At 67.6% G+C, this 15,721-nt stretch carries 13 protein-coding genes, 1 tRNA gene and 1 pseudogene; 11 read left to right on the top strand and 4 right to left on the bottom strand.

Annotated features, from left to right (window positions below):
* The 6 genes and pseudogenes from RMP08_RS05625 to RMP08_RS05600 all read left to right on the top strand — a co-directional run.
* Nucleotides 1-427 (top strand): (d)CMP kinase (locus RMP08_RS05625; RefSeq protein WP_310468013.1); only part of this gene is annotated, 427 nt, incomplete at its 5' end.
* Nucleotides 428-727: 300 nt separating this feature from the next.
* Nucleotides 728-2,455 (top strand): annotated as a pseudogene (gene rpsA, locus RMP08_RS05620) (30S ribosomal protein S1); the annotation flags it as partial.
* A 330-nt stretch (nt 2,456-2,785) separates the two neighbouring features.
* Nucleotides 2,786-3,085, top strand: coding sequence for an integration host factor subunit beta (locus RMP08_RS05615; protein WP_310468012.1), 300 nt, complete (start codon nt 2,786-2,788; stop codon nt 3,083-3,085).
* Nucleotides 3,086-3,098: 13 nt separating this feature from the next.
* Nucleotides 3,099-3,185, top strand: a tRNA-Leu gene (locus RMP08_RS05610).
* A gap of 86 nt (nt 3,186-3,271) precedes the next feature.
* The gene (locus tag RMP08_RS05605; protein WP_310468011.1) at nt 3,272-4,867 is read left to right on the top strand and encodes a bifunctional diguanylate cyclase/phosphodiesterase; all 1,596 of its coding nucleotides are present in this window, start codon (nt 3,272-3,274) and stop codon (nt 4,865-4,867) included.
* Nucleotides 4,868-4,977: 110 nt separating this feature from the next.
* Nucleotides 4,978-5,145 carry a hypothetical protein gene (locus RMP08_RS05600; RefSeq protein WP_310468010.1) on the top strand — a complete coding sequence of 56 codons (168 nt, stop codon included), beginning with the start codon at nt 4,978-4,980 and terminating at the stop codon, nt 5,143-5,145.
* Between the two features lie 14 nt (nt 5,146-5,159).
* Here RMP08_RS05600 and RMP08_RS05595 read toward each other — a convergent pair whose 3' ends face one another.
* Both RMP08_RS05595 and RMP08_RS05590 read right to left on the bottom strand, forming a co-directional pair.
* Nucleotides 5,160-6,473 carry an MFS transporter gene (locus RMP08_RS05595; protein WP_310468009.1) on the bottom strand — a complete coding sequence of 438 codons (1,314 nt, stop codon included), beginning with the start codon at nt 6,471-6,473 and terminating at the stop codon, nt 5,160-5,162.
* Between the two features lie 82 nt (nt 6,474-6,555).
* Nucleotides 6,556-8,490: a TonB-dependent receptor domain-containing protein gene (locus RMP08_RS05590; protein WP_310468008.1), complete on the bottom strand. Its 1,935-nt coding sequence runs from the start codon at nt 8,488-8,490 to the stop codon at nt 6,556-6,558.
* Nucleotides 8,491-8,584: 94 nt separating this feature from the next.
* Between RMP08_RS05590 and RMP08_RS05585 the strand changes: the two genes are divergently transcribed.
* The 4 genes from RMP08_RS05585 (at nt 8,585) to katG (ending at nt 13,392) form a co-directional block, all read left to right on the top strand.
* Nucleotides 8,585-9,748, top strand: coding sequence for a histidine kinase (locus RMP08_RS05585; protein ID WP_310468007.1), 1,164 nt, complete (start codon nt 8,585-8,587; stop codon nt 9,746-9,748).
* A 7-nt stretch (nt 9,749-9,755) separates the two neighbouring features.
* On the top strand, nt 9,756-10,400 hold the full coding sequence (locus RMP08_RS05580; protein WP_310468006.1) for a response regulator transcription factor: 645 nt from the start codon (nt 9,756-9,758) through the stop codon (nt 10,398-10,400).
* A 66-nt stretch (nt 10,401-10,466) separates the two neighbouring features.
* Nucleotides 10,467-11,033 (top strand): CDP-diacylglycerol--glycerol-3-phosphate 3-phosphatidyltransferase, encoded by a 567-nt coding sequence (pgsA, locus tag RMP08_RS05575; RefSeq protein ID WP_310468005.1) that lies wholly within the window; start codon nt 10,467-10,469, stop codon nt 11,031-11,033.
* 118 nt (nt 11,034-11,151) lie between these two features.
* Nucleotides 11,152-13,392, top strand: a complete 2,241-nt coding sequence (gene katG / locus RMP08_RS05570) for a catalase/peroxidase HPI (protein WP_310468004.1) — start codon at nt 11,152-11,154, stop codon at nt 13,390-13,392.
* 19 nt (nt 13,393-13,411) lie between these two features.
* On the opposite strand, the gene RMP08_RS05565 is transcribed toward katG, so the two are convergent.
* Nucleotides 13,412-14,338 (bottom strand): LysR substrate-binding domain-containing protein, encoded by a 927-nt coding sequence (locus RMP08_RS05565; RefSeq protein WP_310468003.1) that lies wholly within the window; start codon nt 14,336-14,338, stop codon nt 13,412-13,414.
* Between the two features lie 122 nt (nt 14,339-14,460).
* On the opposite strand from RMP08_RS05565, the gene RMP08_RS05560 reads away from it, so the two are divergent.
* Complete coding sequence (locus RMP08_RS05560) at nt 14,461-14,955, top strand: hypothetical protein (protein WP_310468002.1); 495 nt, start codon at nt 14,461-14,463, stop codon at nt 14,953-14,955.
* On the opposite strand, the gene RMP08_RS05555 is transcribed toward RMP08_RS05560, so the two are convergent.
* The gene (locus RMP08_RS05555) at nt 14,952-15,716 is read right to left on the bottom strand and encodes a sulfite exporter TauE/SafE family protein (RefSeq protein ID WP_310468015.1); all 765 of its coding nucleotides are present in this window, start codon (nt 15,714-15,716) and stop codon (nt 14,952-14,954) included. The two genes, RMP08_RS05560 and RMP08_RS05555, sit on opposite strands and share 4 nt — an antisense overlap.
* Nucleotides 15,717-15,721: the final 5 nt, after the last annotated feature.

Genomic DNA, 15,721 nt, shown 5'->3' with positions numbered 1-15,721 from the left:
CGACGAGGAATTGCGCAGCGAGGCGGTGTCGTCGATCGCCAGCCGCGTCTCGGCCTATCCCGCGGTCCGCGCCGCGCTGCTCGAGCGCCAGCGCGAATTCGCCGCCCAGCCCGGCGGCGCGGTGCTCGACGGCCGCGACATCGGCACCGTCGTCGCACCCAACGCCCACGCCAAGCTCTACGTCACCGCGTCGCCCGAGGTGCGCGCCCGCCGCCGCGTCCGCGAATTGCTCGAGCGCGGCATGCCCGCGCATTACGACGACGTCCTGATCGACATCCGCGCCCGCGACGCCCGCGACTCCACCCGCGATCACGCCCCGCTCGCCGAGGCCCCCGACGCCGCCCACCTCGACACCAGCGACCTCGACAAGGACGCCGCGATCGCCGCCGCGATCGCGCTGGTGGAGGAGAAATTGGGGCTGGCCTGACCGCCTCGGCTTGCCCCTTCCACCCTGTTCCCCTATAGGCGCCACCGTCCGGCGGGTGCTCGCGTAGCGCTTGCGGCAGCCCGTCCTTCTTGACGAGCGCGTACGGTGCCTCCGCTACAGTGGCACCGGAACGCGCTTTTTGTCATGAAATGAGCGCCGCGACCCACGCATCGCCCCCGCCAGACGCCGCCTCCGGCATGGTGCCGTTGGCGGCGGTGCATTGAACCAGGTCCGCAGGTGAAGGCCCGCCATGGTGGCGCGCCCCGCGGCAGGCCCGTTGATTACGAAAGACCTTTCCTTATGGCGACCACCGCTTTCCCGACGCGCGACGACTTCGAATCCCTCCTCAACGACAGCCTTGGCGGCGCCAACGAGACGTTCGAGGGCAAGGTCGTCAAGGGCATCGTCACCGGCATCGAGAACGATCTCGCGGTGATCGACGTCGGGTTGAAGTCGGAAGGCCGCGTGCCGCTGCGCGAGTTCGCGCTGCCGGGCCAGAAGGCCGACCTCAAGGTCGGCGACGAGGTCGAGGTGTTCGTCGACCGCGTCGAGAATAGCCAGGGCGAGGCGATGCTGAGCCGCGACCGCGCCCGCCGCGAGGCCGCGTGGGACAAGCTCGAGAAAGAATTCGAGAAGAACGAGCGCGTCGAGGGCGTCATCTTCGGCCGCGTCAAGGGCGGCTTCACCGTCGATCTCGGCGGCGCCGTCGCCTTCCTCCCGGGTTCGCAGGTCGACATCCGCCCGGTGCGCGACGTCGGCCCGCTGATGGACATCCCCCAGCCGTTCCAGATTTTGAAGATGGACCGCCGCCGCGGCAATATCGTGGTGTCCAGGCGCGCGATCCTCGAGGAAACCCGCGCCGAGCAGCGCTCAGGGCTGATCCTCAGCCTCGCCGAGGGCCAGGTGATCGACGGCGTGGTCAAGAACATCACCGATTACGGCGCGTTCGTCGACCTGGGCGGGATCGACGGCCTGCTCCACGTCACCGACATCTCATACAAGCGCGTCAACCACCCGAGCGAGATCATCAACATCGGCGACACGGTCAAGGTGCAGATCATCCGCATCAACCGCGAGACCCAGCGCATTTCGCTTGGCATGAAGCAGCTCGAGAGCGACCCGTGGGAGGGTGCCGCGGCGAAGTATCCGATCGACGGCGCGTTCACCGGGCGCGTCACCAACATCACCGAATATGGCGCGTTCGTCGAACTCGAGCCGGGCATCGAGGGGCTGGTCCACGTCTCCGAGATGAGCTGGACCAAGAAGAACGTCCACCCGGGCAAGATCGTCTCGACCAGCCAGGAAGTCGAAGTGAAAGTGCTCGAGGTCGACGAGGAGAAGCGCCGCATTTCGCTCGGCCTCAAGCAGGCCCAGGCCAATCCGTGGGCGGCGTTCGCCGAGACCCATCCGGTCGGCTCGGAAGTGTCGGGCGAGGTCAAGAACGCGACCGAGTTCGGGCTGTTCGTCGGGTTGGACGGCGATGTCGACGGGATGGTCCACATGTCGGACATCGCGTGGGGCGCGACCGGCGAGGAAGCGCTCGCGCTGCATCGCAAGGGTGAGACGGTCAAAGCCCTCGTGCTCGACGTCGATGTCGAGAAGGAGCGCATTTCGCTGGGCATCAAGCAGCTCGAGCGCGGCGGGGTTGCGGCGGCGAGCGGCGGTCGCGCGGCGGCCGGCGGCGGCGCGGGCCGCGGCGGCTCGGGCGCCAACAAGGGCGAGGTGGTCACCGTCACCGTGCTCGAGGTGCGCGACGGCGGGTTGGAAGTGCAGGTCGGCGACGATGGCGTGACCGGGTTCGTCAAGCGCACCGATTTGGGCCGCGACCGCGACGAGCAGCGCCCCGAGCGTTTCCAGGTCGGCCAGAAGTTCGACGCGATGGTGTCCGGGCTCGACCGCTCGAAGAAGCCGACCTTCTCGGTCAAGGCGATGCAGATCGCGGAGGAGAAGCAGGCGGTCGCGCAATATGGTTCGTCGGATAGCGGCGCGTCGCTCGGCGACATCCTCGGCGAGGCCCTGAAAGCCAAGGAAACCGCCAAGGCCCCGGCCAAGGAAACCGCCAAGGAAACTGCCAAGGCGCCAGCCAAGGAAGCCAAGGCTCCCGCCAAGGAAGCCAAGGACAAGGCCAAGGCTCCGGCCAAGAAAGCGGCCAAGGCCGCGGCCGACGATGCCGCTACGGAATCCGGCGCGGAGGCAAGTGAGGAAACCGTCCCCGAAACGACCGGGGAATAACGCGCTGTCAGAATGCGTTGCGCCGGCGCTGCTGGTCGAATCCAGCTTGCGCCGGCGCTCCTTTCCTGACAGCTTGCATGGCAACGCCGCGGACGGGAACGTGGCACTTGAGATAGCGGGGATGCGATGATCCGTTCCGAACTGGTGCAGCAGCTGTGCGAGGACTTTCCGGACCTCACCCAGCGCGAGGTCGAAACGGCGGTCAGCGCCTTGTTCGACTCGATCACCGAGCAACTCGCCGGCGGGGGCCGGGTCGAGCTGCGCGGCTTCGGCGCATTTTCCACCCGCAAGCGCGATGCCCGTACCGGCCGCAACCCGCGCACCGGCGCGGCGGTCGAAGTCGATGCCAAGCGCGTGCCTTATTTCAAGCCGGGCAAGGAAATGCGCGAGCGGCTCAACCTGCAGGAAGTCACCGCCGAGTTATAACCGGCGGCCACCTGCGGACGTGGCGGAATGGTAGACGCTGCCGACTTAAAATCGGCTTCCCGAATAAGGAGTGCGGGTTCAAGTCCCGCCGTCCGCACCATCACCTAGCTGCTCGCTAACAACCATCGCGGATGTAATTTGTTAATCCTGTCCAAGTAAACGCCAACCGTGCACAGGAGTGACGAGTTGGCGGACGAAAACCCAGTCAGCGCGCCGATGGTCAGCGCGAGGCGAGACGCGCTGGTGCTGAGCATCCTCATTTGCGCCGTCATGCTGCTGATCTGGAATGGCAGCACGTTTTTCCGGGAACTCAGCTTTGCCGGCCATGACCTCGATCAGAATGTCCAGATCACCAGCACGGCGCTGACCCTCAATGTCGCGCTGATCCTGTTCGGCTGGCGCCGCTATGTCGATCTCCAGCACGAAGCCGAGAAACGCATCGATGGCGAGCGGCGCGCTGCCGTTGCAGCCTCAACCGATGCCTTGACCGGCTTGTACAACCGCAAGGGTTTCGCCGACCGCGCCGAGCAGCTCAGCGTCGACGCCCGCCAGCGCGGCGATGAATTGATCATCATTTCGCTGCAGATTCAGCGGTTCAAGGCAATCAACGACCGCCATGGCTACGAAATGGGCGATCGGCTGCTCGTCAGCGTGGCGGCGGCGATCACCAATCCCGCCGGCTCCGACGCCGTCGTCGCGCGGCTGAGCGGAGATGAATTCGCGATCGCGCTGGCCTCACCCAAGTCCGAGCACAAGCATGCCGAGGCGATCGGCGAGGCGATCCTGCGCTCGGTCACCAAGCCGTGTGAGATCGACGGGCGAATCATCCAGGTCGGCGCCTTCGCCGGCATTGCGTCCGCCCAGGTCAACGGCCTTCACGTGCCTGACCTGCTGCGCCGCGCCGACATCGCCATGGACCACGCCAAGACCAGTCGCGTGACCCGGCCGGTGTGGTTCGATGCGGGCATGGAACGCGCGCTGATCGCACAGGGCGAGATTGAGGAAGGCATCCGCTTCGGGCTCGAGCACGAGCAGTTCCTGCCGTATTACGAACCGCAGGTCGACCTTAATACCGGCCATGTCGTCGGCTTCGAGGTGCTCGCCCGCTGGCGCCACCCGTTGAGCGGGCTGATCGAGCCCGACGTGTTCATTCCGGTCGCCGAGGAGATCGGGTTGATCGACCGCCTGTCGGAGCAGGTGATCCGCGCCGCGATGAGCGAAGCCGTCGACTGGGACCCGTCGCTCAAGCTGTCGGTCAACATCGCTCCGTCGCAACTGACCGATGGCTGGCTCGCCGAGCGGATCATCCGGCTGCTCACGGAAACCGGGTTTCCCGCCAATCGGCTGGTCATCGAAATCACCGAAAGCTCGCTGTTCGCCGATATCGAACTGGCCCGCGCTATCGTCGCCAGCCTCAAGAACCAGGGTATTCGCCTGGCGCTGGATGATTTCGGCACCGGCTTCTCGTCGCTATCGCACCTCCGGTCGCTGCCGTTCGACGTGATCAAGATCGATCGCTCGTTCGTCACCAACATCCACCATAACAGCGAAAGCGCGGCGATTGTCCGCGCCGTCGCGACGCTTGCCAGCGCGCTGTCGGTCCCGGTGTGCGTCGAGGGGATCGAAACCGAGGCCGCGCATGCGGTGGTGCTCGGCCTTGGCTGCCAGGTCGGACAAGGCTGGTATTTCGGCAAGCCGATGAGCGGCGAGCAAGCCGCCCAGCTGGTCGCCCAGCGCGACCGGCCCATATTCGAACAGCCGCCGCGCGCAGCCGCCGGCTAAACCCCACGACAACCCGCTGGCGATGCCCGCCGTCCCGCCACGGGACGCCGGGATCCGGCTTCCGCATGCCGCCGTTGTAAACATGGTAAAAGCCACGTTAAGAAGTTCGCATGCACGGCATTCGTCCCGCCTTCGCCCTCGACCCCCGACAGTTCGGCCGACGGCTGGTTGCGCACGATGCGCCCACTGCCCCGGAGGCGATGCTGAGCGAGGATTTCAAGCTGTTCGCGGCGACCTTCTCGGCCGGCTTCCTGTTCGTCTCGATCCTGGTCGCCTGAGCGCGCGCTGATCCTCAGTCGCAGGCGAGGTGGAGCTTCCACCCGATCCACGCCGCGACCACGCTCGCCGCGGCGACGATCAACAGGCTGTCGGCGACGGTCACCCCCGCCTGCACCGCGATCGTCAGGATCAGGGTGGCGACCACCATCATCCCCGAATTGACGATGTTGTTGGCGGCGATAGTCCGCGCGGTTTCCGACTTGGGCACGGTGGTGGTCAGGAACGCGTAGAGCGGGACGACGAACATGCCTCCCGCGATCGCCACCCCGAGCAGGTCGACCACCACCATCCAGCTGTTGGGCAGCGCGAGGAACTGGCTCAGATCGTGAAGCTCGCCGCCGTTGCCTGGCCAGCTGCGCACGCGGCGGAATAGGTCGAGCACGAACAGCCCCATCGCCAGCGCCGAGGCCGGCGCGAAGCGCGCCCCGACGCGGCCCTTGAGCAAGCGGTTGACCGCCACCGAGCCGATCGCGACGCCGATCGAGAACACCGCGAGGAACAGCGTCGCCACGGTCTGGTCCGACCCGAGGCTGTTCTTGACCAGCGGCGGGAATTGAGCGGCGAGCACCGCGCCCATCGACCAGAAGAAGCTGATCGCGATGATCGCCAGGAACAGCCTCCGCACATGCATCGTCGCGCTGACCAAGGTGATCGAGGCGCGAATGATGTGCCAGTCCATGCCGCGCTTGGGATAGCCCGGGATTTCCGCTTCCTCGGACGGCGGGGCAGGGGGCACGAAGCCCCCCGCGATGCGGCCGATCAGCGCCACGAGCAGCACCGCCAGCGCGGCATATTCGGCGTGGAAGCTGCCGTCGGCGCGCTGGGTGACGAGGATCCCGCCGAGCAATGTCCCGCCGAGGATCGCGATATAGGTCCCGGCCTCGACCAGCCCGGTCCCGCCAAGCACCTCCTCCTTGCTCAAATGCTGCGGCAGGATGGCGTATTTGATCGGCCCGAAGAAAGTCGAGTGGACGCCCATCGCGAACAATGCGGCAAGCAGCAGCGGGACGTTGTGGAGAAGCAAACCGGCAGCACCGACGATCATGATCAGGATCTCGGCCGACTTCACCAGCCGCACGATGACCGCTTTGTCGTTGGCGTCGGCAAGCTGTCCGGCGAGCGCCGAGAGCAGGAAGAACGGCAATATGAACAGCCCGCCGGCGATCGCGCTGAAGGTCGCTTCCTGCGCCGCGTCGCGATAGATGCCGTAGATCACCAGCATCACCATCGCGGTGCGGAACAGATTGTCGTTGAACGCGCCGAGGAATTGCGTGGTGAACAGCGGCAGGAAGCGGCGGGTGCGCAGCAGGTGCAGGGAATCCTGCATCAGCGGGTGCGGCGCGCCGGCGAGCAAGTCATGCCACGCCTGTAGCGGCTCATGCTCGCCCCGCAAGTGCGCGCTGCCGCCGTTACAGATCCGCCGCCAGGGTCAGCAGGAACCGCCGCGCGTCGATGAAGCGAAACGCCGAGTTGGCGCCGACCTTCCAACGGTAGGTGTCGAACAGGTTGGTGACCTGCGCGCGCAACGTCGCCGGGGTCGTGCCGGCCTTGAAGCGGTAGCGCGCGCCGAGGTCGAAGATGGTCTGCGGCTCGGTCATCAGCTGGCGCCCGCCAAGCTCGGCATAGCCGAGCGTACTGGCGACCTGCGCCGCCTGGTTGGTGACCCCGAAGTCGACCGACAGCGGGGCGAAGAACGGCAGGCGATAATCGAAATTGGCGCGGATGATCCGTGCCGTGGTGCCGACCGGCTTGGGCCCGATCACGCCGAGGTCGACCGCGTCGCCGGACACGTCGGCGTCCATCAGCACCGCGCCGGCGACCACGCTCAGCCCCTCGACCGGCTGGCCGGCGAGCGACACTTCCACGCCGCGGTGCCGCACCGTCCCGAGCTCGCGATAGACCAAGTCCTGGTCGACGTTGAAATAGGGTTTGCGGACATCGAACAGCCCGGCGACCAGGTTCAGCCGCGGCATAATCAAATAGCGGATCCCGGCGTCGCGCTGGCTAGTCCTCAGCGCGGGCGGCGCCGAGTTGCGGTTGACCGCGTTGGTCGGGGCAGTTCCGCTCTCCTCCAGGCCGCGGGTGAAGCCGGCGTAGGCGACCAATTTGTCGGTCACGTGCAGTGCTAGGGTGCCGTTGTACAGCCAGGGGCTGTCTTTGGTGGTCAGCGTCGCCAGCCCGGGGATCCGGCTGTTCTTTTCATAATCAGTTTTCTGCAGCCCAAGGCTGAGCTCGCCGACCTTTGCCCAGCGCCCTTCGTAGCCGATCCCGCCGGTGACCTGGCGCACCTCGTCGCGCGAGCGCGGCCCGAACGCGAAGTCGGGCCGGGCGACGTCGATGCGCCGCCCGATGGTCGCCGGCCCAAGGTCGCGCACGTCGGCCCCGCCATAAGCCCGCCGCGTATCACGCCCGCGCGCCGCCAGATGCACGGTATGGCGCCGGTCGCCCTCGGTGATCGAGTAAGACGAGCGCACTTCGCCGGAGGTCGACGCCGCGCTCTGGTCCTTGGTGGCGACCAGCGTGCGCTGGGCCGAGCCGTCCGGCTGGTCGTTGCGGTACAGCTCGGTGAGGCCGCGCTCGGTGGTGTTCTCCCACCGGAACAGGCCCGCCCTGAGCTGCCAATTGGGCGACAACTGGACCGAGCCGACCGCGCCGTACAGCTGCCGGACGATCTCGCTCGTCGTCCAGTCGAGGCCGAAGTAGCGGCGCTCGATCTTGGGCGGGAGATAGGGTCCGCCGGTGAAGATCGCGCCGACGTCGACGTCGTCCCAGGCGCGCGAATATCCGTAGAAAGGCTTGATCTCGATCGCGTCGGTCGGCCGCCACCGGAGCACGCCGCCGACTGACAAGGTGCGGCTGGATTCGCCGGGGAACGACTCGTCGTAGCGAAATGCGGCGCCCGCGGCCAAGGACAGCCGGTCGCGGATGATCGGCAACTGGGCATCGACATCGAGCGCGGCGGTCCCGTTGGGCCCGAGGTACAGCACCGGGCTGACCACCGCGTCGTTGCCTGAACTTCGCAGCGTATAATCGGCGATCCCGGTCGGCGCGGGGAACGGATAGCCCTGCGCGGTCAAGCCGACCCGCACCGTCGAGCCGCTGACCACCCTGGTGGTGAACCCGCCATGCTCGGTCACCGACAATCCCTCGATGCGGATGTTGCCGGCCTGGATCGGGCTGAACCCGCGCACGTCGGTCGCGCTGTAGAGGCCGATCTTCTCATTGCCGACGCTGGTCCCGAACGCGTCGCCCGCGGCGGTCACGACATTCTCGTCGGCGCGCTGCGCCCAGGCCGGCGCGGCGGTGGCGAGCAATAAAGCGGATAGGCTGACAGACCGTAGCATGTTGGCTCCTTGCTGGCGGTCCGTCGCTTGTGCCTCTCCCGTTGCAGCCGAATAAGTGCCGGAGGTCGCGCCGTGCGACCATGACCTTCGGCCTATGGTCAGGCGACGCGGCCTGTGGCAGCACCGCACCATGGCAGGCGACCTTAGGTACCGGCATCATTGGATTTTCTGCACCGCGGCGCTGGGCGTGTGGCTCGCGCTGGGGGTGCCGGTCATCCAAAAACTGGTGACCGGCACGCCGATCCGCGAGACTGCGGTGTCGCCGCTGTGGCTGGTCGCGTTCACGGTGTTCGGAGTGGCGGTGCTCGGCGCGATGGTGCTCAAGCTGCGCGCCGGCGTGCAGTGGCTGTTGCTCGGCGTCCAGGTCGCGGCGGTCGCGGCGATGGCGTTCATCGTGCCGTGGGCGATGATGTCGGTGTTCCTGATCATCACCGCGTGGCAGGTGGCGATGGCGACCGGGGCGGCCAAGGCGCTCGGCTGGGTCGCGGTGCAGACGTTGATCGTTATCGCCGCGCTGGCCCAGGCGCTCAATCCCGACATGTGCTGGATCCTCGGCCTGTCGCTCGCGCTGCAATTGTTCTTCCTGTTCTCGGCCCAGACCGCCCGTGCGCTGGCCGCCACCAATCGCGAGTTGCGCTCGGCGCAGGCGATCATCGCCAGCACGGTGCGCGACGCCGAGCGGGTGCGCATTTCGCGCGAGCTGCACGATGCCTGGGGGCATGAGCTGACCGCGCTCGGGCTGCAGCTCGAGATCGCCAGCAACGTCACCGAGCCCGAGCGCGCCAACGACCATGTGCTGCAAGCCAAGGCGCTGGCCCGCGCGCTGCTCGCCAAGGTGCGCGACGTGGTCGCCACGCTGCGCGAGGCCGAACGGTGCGACTTGAAGGCCGCGCTTGAGACTCTGGCGCACAGCGTGCCGACCCCGGCCATCCATCTCGACGTCGCGTCCGACGTACGGGTCGGCCCCGACCAGGCCCACGCGCTGGTGCGCTGCGCGCAGGAGGCGGTGACCAACGCGGTCCGCCATGCCGACGCGGCGAACCTGTGGATCGAGGTCAAGCGCGACAGCGGCGGGGTCCGCCTGGTCGCGCGCAACGACGGCGCTGCCCGCCCCGCCGCCGCGTCGCCCGGCACCGGGCTGCTCGGAATGCGCGAACGGATCGAGCAGCAGGGCGGCCGGCTGGCGGTGCGCACCGGTGCCGCATCGGGCTTCACCATCGATGCCTGGTTGCCCTCGGGTACCCCGCAAGCCGCATGATCCGGGCATGATCCGCGTCGTCCTGGTCGACGACCAGATGCTGGTTCGCCAAGGCGTGCGCGGTCTGCTCGAGCTGGTCCCCGACATCGAGGTGGTGGGCGAGGCGAGCGACGGCGAGGAGGCGCTCGAGAAAGTTCCCGAGCTCAAGCCCGACGTGCTCCTGCTCGACATCCGCATGCCGCGGCTCGACGGGATCGCCGTGCTCGACGCTCTCAGCGCGGCCAATGCTCTCCCGCCGACCCTGGTGCTGACCACCTTCGACGACGGCGACGCCGCGATCGCGGCGATCAAGGCCGGCGCCAAGGGCCTGATGCTCAAGGACGTCTCGCTCGACGATCTGGCCAATGCCATTCGCGCCCTCGCCGGCAATGGAACGGCCTTCCAGCCGGCGATGACCGAAAGCCTGATGGCGGCAATCCGCCGCGGCCCCTCGGCATCGTCCGACCACGGCGTCCCCGAGGCACTCACGGCGCGGGAAAAAGAAGTGCTGCACCTGATCTGCGCGGGCTACAGCAACAAGGAAATCGCCGATCTCCTCGCGCTCGCCGAGGGGACCGTGAAGAACCACGTTTCGAACCTCCTGCTCAAGCTCGATGCGCGCGATCGCACGCGGGCCGCGCTCAAGGCGTTGCAGCAGGGGCACCTCGGCTAGCCGATCGGCAGAAATAGGCCGCGTGCTCTTTTGCTTCCCCCCGGCTTTCGCGTAGAGCGCGCTCGCATGCTGTCGCTGCCCAACCTACTGACGCTGTCGCGCATCTTCGCGGTGCCGATCCTGGTGTTCCTGCTGTGGCGCCCGACGCCGCTCGATTATGCAATCATCTTCGTGCTCTACTGCATCGTCGGGATTACCGATTATTTCGACGGCTATCTCGCCCGCTCGCAGGGCCAGATTTCGCGGCTTGGCCAGTTCCTCGACCCGATCGCCGACAAGATCATGGTCGCCGCGGTGATCATGATGCTGGTGTCGTCGCGCAAGATGAGCGGCGAGCCGGTGATCCACGGCCTCCACATCATCCCCGCGCTGGTCATCCTGCTGCGCGAAATCATCGTCTCCGGCCTGCGCGAATTCCTCGCCGGCTCGCAGGTGTCGATGCCGGTCAGCAGCCTCGCCAAGTGGAAGACTACGCTGCAATTGGTCGCGCTTGGCGCGCTCATTCTAGGCGGCGCGCTGCCGCACGAAGTGTGGGTTCACGATGTCGGGCTGGCCAGCCTGTGGGCCGCCGCCGCACTGACCCTGCTCACCGGCTACGATTATCTGAGAATCGGCATCCGCCACATGGACTAATCGATTCGGCGCCACACTAATCGATTCGGCGATTGATACTGACCAATTATACTCGTTTCCCTCGATCACCGGATCGGCCTAGGCATCGCGCCAAACTGCCGCAGCAAAGGACATCGCAATGGACGCAAAGACGGGTGAGATGGGTTCGGGCTGTCCGGTCGATCGGCCGAGCACGGTGCGCTCGCTGCTGGGGCGGCAGAACAAGGACTGGTGGCCCGAATCGCTGCCGCTCGAGGTTCTCAACCAGGGCGGACTGTCGCCCGACCCGATGGGCGCCGACTTCGATTATGCCGAAGCGTTCAAGGCGCTCGACTACCAGGCGCTGAAAGCCGACCTGACCGCGCTGATGACCGACAGCAAGCCGTGGTGGCCGGCCGACTACGGTCACTACGGGCCGTTCATGATCCGCATGGCGTGGCACGCCGCGGGCACCTATCGCACCGCCGACGGGCGCGGCGGCGCCAATAGCGGGCAGCAGCGCTTCGCCCCGCTCAACTCGTGGCCCGACAACGGCAATCTCGACAAGGCGCGGCGGCTGCTGTGGCCGATCAAGCAGAAGTACGGCAAGAATATCAGCTGGGCCGACCTGTTCATCCTCGCCGGCAATGTCGCGATCGAATCGATGGGCGGCCCGGTGTTCGGCTTCGGCGGCGGCCGCGCCGACGTGTTCGAGCCGGAGAAGGACATTTACTGGGGCGCCGAGGAGAAGTGGGTCGACGCCGCCGAAACCCGCATCCAGCCCGAGCGCGAATTGGAACTCGAGCATCCCCTCGCCGCGATCCAGATGGGGCTGATCTACGTCAATCCGGAAGGCCCGGGCGGCGTGCCCGACCCGCTGCAGTCGGCGCGCGACATCAAGATCACCTTCGAGCGCATGGCGATGAACCATGAGGAAACCGTCGCGCTGACCGCCGGCGGCCACACCTTCGGCAAGGCGCACGGCGCGGGCGACCCGAGCCTGGTCGATGCCGCGCCGGAGGGCGCCGACATTTCGCTCCAGGGTCTCGGCTGGGCAAGCGCGCACGAAAGCGGCTTCGGCGAGCACACCATCACCAGCGGCATCGAAGGCGCATGGGTCAACACCCCGACGCAATGGTCGGAGAATTACTTCCGCCTATTGCTCGACTATGAGTACGAACTCGTCCGCTCCCCCGCCGGCGCCCAGCAGTGGCAGCCGATCGACCAGAAGGAAGAGGACAAGGCGCCTGCCGCGCACGACTCGTCGAAGCGCGTGCCGACGATGATGACGACCGCCGACATGGCGCTGCGCGAGGACCCCGAGTTCCGCGTGATCTCGGAGAAATTCCGCACCGATCACGAGGCGTTCAAGGACGCTTTCGCGCGCGCCTGGTTCAAGCTGACCCACCGCGACATGGGCCCCAAGGTCCGCTACCTCGGCCCCGAAGTCCCCAAGGAAGACCTGATCTGGCAGGACCCGGTCCCGGCCGGCACCAAGCCGTCGGAGGGCGACATCGCCGCGTTCAAATCGGCCATCCTCGGCAGCGGCCTGACCATCGGCCAATTGGTAAAAACCGCCTGGGCGTCGGCGTCGACCTATCGCCGCTCCGACCATCGCGGCGGCGCCAACGGCGCGCGCATCAGGCTCGAGCCGCAGTGCGGCTGGGCGGTCAACGAGCCCGAGGAATTGGGCCGCATCCTCGCCAAGATCGACGAGTTGCGCGGCGCGCTGTCGATGGCCGACGCGATCGTCCTCGCCGGCACGGCGGCAGTCGAAAAGGCCGCACGCGACGCCGGCTCCAACGTCGACGTCCCGTTCGTCGGCGGGCGCGGCGACGCCACCCAGGAGTGGACCGACGCCGACAGCTTCGCGGTGATGGAGCCCGCCGCCGACGGCTTCCGCAACTATCTCAAGACCAAGCATTCGGTGCGCACCGAGGAATTGCTGCTCGACCGGGCTTCCTTGCTCGGCCTGTCGGTACCCGAGATGACGGTCCTGCTCGCCGGCCTGCGCGTGCTCGGCGCCAACCACAAGGACGCCGCGGACGGCGTGTTCACCACCCGCAAGGGCCAGTTGACCAACGACTTCTTCGTCAATCTGCTCGACAACGACACCTTCTGGGAGGTGGTCGACACCAGCGCCGACGAGCAGTTCATCGGCTACGACCGCGGCGGAAAGCAGGAGAAGTGGCGGGCCACCCGCACCGACCTCATCTTCGGCTCCAACAGCCAGCTCCGCGCGGTTGCCGAAGTCTATGCCGAGAAGGGCCACGAGGAAAAATTCGTGCGCGACTTCGTCGCCGCTTGGACCAAGGTGATGAACGCCGACCGTTTCGACGTGCCGCAGAATAGCGACAGCGTCGAGCCGATCGGCATCGCCGAACCGGCTGCCGCCAAGTAAGCAGGCCCCCCGCTGTCGGCTAGCTGCTGGCGGCGGCGGGCGCGCTGCCCCCGGCGATCCCGCGCAGCGTTTCGGCGAGCAGGCGAAACTCCGCCTCGCGCGGGCTCGACCGCCGCCATGCCAGCGCGATCTGCCGCGTGCCGTGCGCAGCTTCGAGCGGCATCGCGGTGACCCGCGTCCCCGCCAGCAGCCCGGCCTCGACCGCCATGCGCGGCACAAACGTCACGCCGAGCCCATTGTCGACCATCTGGACCAAGGTGTGCAGTGAGGTGCCCATCATCGTGGCCCCGGCGCGCAGCTCGGGCCGGTTGCACGCCGCCAGCGCATGGTCCTTGAGGCAGTGGCCGTCCTCCAGCAGCAGCAGCCGCCCCTCGTCGATCGCGCTTGCCGCCACCGACGTGCCGCGCGGCGCCTCGCCCGCAGGAAACGCGACCATCAGCGCGTCGTCGAACAGCGCGACATGATCGACATCGCCGCACGCGAACGGGATCGCCAGCAGCACGCAATCGAGCTGGCCGCGATGCAGCGCGTCGCACGCGTCCTGGCTGGTGTCCTCGCGCAAAAACAGCCGCAGTCGCCCAAATTGCTCGCGCAGGCGCGGCAGCATGGTCGGCAGCAGGAACGGCGCGATGGTCGGGATCACCCCCATGCGCAGCTCGCCGGTCAGCGGCAGGCCCTCGGCGCGCGCCATGTCGGCCAGTTCCTCGCACTCGCGCAGCACGCGCTCGGCCTTGTCCGCGATGCGCTGCCCCAACGGCGTGAAGCGCACCACGCGGCGCGTGCGCTCGGCCAGCGTAGTGCCGAGCAGCGTCTCCAGTTCGCGGATGCCGGCCGACAGTGTCGACTGGGTCACGAAGCACGCCTTGGCCGCCTTGCCGAAATGGCCATGCGCGCGCAGCGCCGCGAGATATTGCAGCTGCTTCAAGGTAGGGAGGTGAACAATCATCGCCCCGCCCGATTAGTCCCGCGGCTGCGATTGAGTCGAGCGATTGTCGCCCGCAACGGTTCCAATCGCCCTCGACAGCCCGAATCGGCTCCCATAAACTCGCCGCTGCTCGGGAGTATTCTATGCGTTTGGTGGTGGTCGCCGCGGTCGTCGCGGTGTCGGTGGTCGGCGTCTCGGTCGCGGGGCTTAGTCGCCCCCCTGCGCCATTGGTCGCTGCCGGCTCGGCATTCACCTGCACCCCGGTCGCGGTGTGGGACGGGGACGGGCCGATCTGGTGCGCCGAAGGTCCCAAGGTGCGCCTCGCCGGGATCGCCGCGCGCGAGATCGACGGCAGCTGCCGTCCCGGTCACCCGTGCCCGCCGCGCGGCGGGGTTGAAGCGCGCGATGCCTTGGTCCGGCTGATCGGCCGGCCGCGCGGCATCGCGCCGACCGGCCACGTGCGGGTCAGCGGGCCGCCGCTGGCGTGCCGCTCGGACGGGCTGGGCAAGGGCGACCGCACCGCGGCATGGTGCCGCGCGCCGCGCACCGGCGACCTATCCTGTGCGCTGGTCGATGGCGGCTTCGCCGTGCGCTGGGACCGCTACTGGCGCGCCTCGCAGTGCCGCCGCGGCGGCTAGCCGAACGCCCGCCACAGCCCCCACGCGCTAGTCAGCGTCAGCACGATCCCGACCATCACCAGCAAGTAATCGGCCGCGATGCGCTTGGCGATCAGCGCGCCGAACGGCGCCGCGAGCACCCCGCCGATCAGCAGTCCGAGCGTCGCGATGGTGAACGCGGCGAGCCCGAGCGTGGCGATGAAGGTCGCCGAGATGGTCACCGTGAGGAAGAATTCGGCGGTGTTGACGGTGCCGATGGTCATCCGCGGGTTGGATCCCTGGACCAACAGGTTGGAGGTCACGATCGGCCCCCAGCCGCCGCCCCCGGCGGCGTCGAGGAAGCCGCCGGCGAGACCGAGCGGTTCGACCACCTTGGGCTGGCGCTCGGTGTGGCGGTGGGTCGCCCCGCGCCACAGCAAATAGAGCCCGACCAGCATCAGGTAGCCGAGCACCAGCGGGCGCGCGGTGTCGGCCGGGATCTGGGTCAGGACATAGGCGCCGAGCACGCCGCCGATGATGCCGGGAATGACGATCCGCATGAACAGCCGCCAGTTGACGTTCTTGTGCGCGACATGGCTGATCGCGGACACACCGGTGGTGAAGCTCTCGACGGTGTGAACCCCGGCCGAGGCGGCGGCGGGCGGAACCCCGAGCCCGACCAGCAGCGTCGTGCTGATCACGCCGAATGCCATGCCCAGCGCGCCGTCGACCAATTGCGCGGCAAATCCGATCAGGATGAAGGGCAGGAGCAGCGCCGGATCGGCGAATAGTGACTCGAAAATCGCGC

This window comes from Sphingomonas sp., from assembly GCF_031426035.1.
Classification (GTDB): domain Bacteria; phylum Pseudomonadota; class Alphaproteobacteria; order Sphingomonadales; family Sphingomonadaceae; genus Sphingomicrobium.
The sequence above is the reverse complement of the archived record's forward strand: the minus strand, read 5'-3'. Positions and strand labels throughout refer to the sequence as shown.

Coding starts and splice junctions, on each gene's coding strand:
- RMP08_RS05580 (WP_310468006.1), top strand. CDS start 9,756: ATGATCCGCGTCGTCCTGGTCGACGACCAGATGCTGGTTCGCCAAGGC.
- RMP08_RS05600 (WP_310468010.1), top strand. CDS start 4,978: ATGCACGGCATTCGTCCCGCCTTCGCCCTCGACCCCCGACAGTTCGGC.
- RMP08_RS05615 (WP_310468012.1), top strand. CDS start 2,786: ATGATCCGTTCCGAACTGGTGCAGCAGCTGTGCGAGGACTTTCCGGAC.
- RMP08_RS05585 (WP_310468007.1), top strand. CDS start 8,585: ATGGTCAGGCGACGCGGCCTGTGGCAGCACCGCACCATGGCAGGCGAC.
- pgsA (WP_310468005.1), top strand. CDS start 10,467: ATGCTGTCGCTGCCCAACCTACTGACGCTGTCGCGCATCTTCGCGGTG.
- RMP08_RS05560 (WP_310468002.1), top strand. CDS start 14,461: ATGCGTTTGGTGGTGGTCGCCGCGGTCGTCGCGGTGTCGGTGGTCGGC.
- katG (WP_310468004.1), top strand. CDS start 11,152: ATGGACGCAAAGACGGGTGAGATGGGTTCGGGCTGTCCGGTCGATCGG.
- RMP08_RS05595 (WP_310468009.1), bottom strand. CDS start 6,473: ATGCAGGATTCCCTGCACCTGCTGCGCACCCGCCGCTTCCTGCCGCTG.
- RMP08_RS05565 (WP_310468003.1), bottom strand. CDS start 14,338: ATGATTGTTCACCTCCCTACCTTGAAGCAGCTGCAATATCTCGCGGCG.
- RMP08_RS05590 (WP_310468008.1), bottom strand. CDS start 8,490: ATGCTACGGTCTGTCAGCCTATCCGCTTTATTGCTCGCCACCGCCGCG.